Annotated in this window: 3 protein-coding genes; all 3 read left to right on the top strand. The window is 69.7% G+C overall.

Features of this window, described 5'->3' with window-relative positions:
* Positions 1 to 28: 28 nt before the first annotated feature.
* From IM708_RS20830 to IM708_RS20820, 3 genes are read left to right on the top strand one after another with little or no spacing between them, the layout of a single operon-like run.
* The gene (locus IM708_RS20830; protein ID WP_209428465.1) at positions 29 to 1,096 is read left to right on the top strand and encodes a DUF2793 domain-containing protein; all 1,068 of its coding nucleotides are present in this window, start codon (positions 29 to 31) and stop codon (positions 1,094 to 1,096) included.
* 14 nt (positions 1,097 to 1,110) lie between these two features.
* Positions 1,111 to 1,440, top strand: coding sequence for a hypothetical protein (locus IM708_RS20825; protein ID WP_209428464.1), 330 nt, complete (start codon positions 1,111 to 1,113; stop codon positions 1,438 to 1,440).
* On the top strand, positions 1,427 to 1,810 hold the full coding sequence (locus IM708_RS20820; RefSeq protein ID WP_209428463.1) for a DUF4376 domain-containing protein: 384 nt from the start codon (positions 1,427 to 1,429) through the stop codon (positions 1,808 to 1,810). Before IM708_RS20825 ends, IM708_RS20820 begins: the two co-directional genes overlap by 14 nt.
* The last annotated feature ends 146 nt before the right edge of the window (positions 1,811 to 1,956 follow it).

Here is a 1,956-nt window from a genome sequence, read left to right as displayed (position 1 = left end):
ACCGTCATTCTCCGCCTCTGAGGATCCCATGTCCGAGAACTCCCCCAATCTCGCCCTGCCGTACCTTCTCGCCGCGCAGGCGCAGAAGCACGTCACCGTCAACGAGGCGCTGCGCATCCTCGACGCGGCCGTGCAGGCGGTGGTGCGCGACGCGCGCGACGCGCCACCGGCAAGCCCCGCATCGGGTGATCGCCACATCGTCCTCGCCCCCGCGACTGGCGTCTGGGCCGGCTGGGGCGGCTCGATCGCCCTCTTCGACGATACCGTCTGGCGGCGCATCGTCCCGCACGAGGGCTGGATCGTCTTCGATCAGGCGGCGGAGCGGTTTCTCGTCTTCGACGGCACCACCTGGCAGGCCGGGCCGCTGTCGACGGCGCAGCTGGGCGCGGGCCTCCTCGCCGGGCTCGGCATCGCCGCCGCCGCGGACGCAACGAACCGCCTGGCCGTCGCCTCCCCGGCGGTGCTCCTCACGCATGCCGGCGCCGGGCACCAGCTGAAGATCAACAAGGCCTCAGTCGGCGACACCGCGTCGGTCCTCTTCCAGAGCGCCTTCTCGGGCCGCGCCGAGATGGGACTGGCCGGCGCGAACGACTTCTCGCTCAAGGTCAGTCCCGACGGCGCGGCCTGGGAAACGGCGCTGTCGATCGCGGCGGCGACCGGGATCCCGAACCTGCGCACCGGCGCGACCATCGGCGGCTCACTGACCTATCGTCGCGCGAACATTCTCGGGACGGTCTCGCAGTCTGCGGGGGTGCCGACCGGCGCGGTAATCGAGCGCGGGGCCAACGCCAGCGGCGAGTACGTCCGCTTCGCCGACGGCACGCAGATCTGCACCCGGCAACTCAACGTCGACGTGACCAGCACCTCGACGCAGGTCTTTCCGTTTCCGGCCGCCTTCGCCGGCGACCGCCAGGTCGGGGTCGTCTTCGGGCATCGGACGGGGGCGCCGAACGCCGCCCTGCGCATGCCCAACATCCGCGCCTTCGGACAGGGCGCCAGCGGCTGGGCGCTCCAGCTCGATATCGCCGGCATCTCCAGCGATCCGACATCGATCAACGAGACCATGATCGGCACCGCCATTGGCCGCTGGTTCTGAGAAGGAAACCACCCATGAGGATCGACCTTGTACCCCTGCGCAGCGACGCGCTGCTGATGCTCGCGCGCGCGGGCGACGTGCTGACCATCAACGGCGAGGCCTTCGACTTCACCCCGCTGCCCGAGGGCGCGAGCCTGCCGGCCGAGGCCATCGACAGCGACTGGTTCGCCGGGCCCGTGGAGCGCATCGACGGACGCCTGCACCTGACGCTCACCCTGCCGCATGGGCCGCGGGCGCCGGAGGCCACGCGGTTTCCGGCGGCGCTGGAGATCGAGGACGACGGGCCGGTCCCGGTCCAGGCGTGGACGGAAGTGGAAGAGGAGGAAAACAATGCCGAAGATTGATTTTGCCGCCGTCATCACGGCCGACGACAAGGCCTCGGCGGCGGCCGTAGCCTTGCGCGAGCGGATCCGGCAGCGGCGCGACCGCGCCATGAACGCCGGTGTCAGGGTCGGTGGGAGGCTGATCCATACCGACGACATCTCGCAGCAGCGCATTCTCGGTGCGGCCGTCGCCGTAATGCGCGACCCCTCGCTGGTCATCAACTGGAAGACCGCCGATGGCGCGTTCGTGCCGCTCGATGCCGGGGCGGTGCTGGCCGCCGCGGACGCGGTGCGGGCGCATGTGCAGTCGTGTTACGAGCGTGAGGCGGTGATGCTTGCGGCTTTCAACGCTGGAGGAGAGCCGAACATTGAAGTGGGATGGCCAGGATGAAGTCTCCGGCGCCATCGCCGATGGCGAACTCACCGCGAAACTTTCTGCCACAACCAACCTCCGGAGCCCGCGCAGCTACATGAACACCGGCACCACTCCGGCCGCCGTCGCCTACGAGTGCTCGGGGTCAGGAACAGTGCTCGAGA

The sequence above is a fragment of the Pararhodobacter sp. SW119 genome (assembly GCF_017811755.1).
In the GTDB taxonomy this organism is placed as follows: Bacteria; Pseudomonadota; Alphaproteobacteria; order Rhodobacterales; family Rhodobacteraceae; genus Pararhodobacter.
Note: the sequence above shows the minus strand (reverse complement) of the source record. Positions and strands in the feature narration are given on the sequence as shown.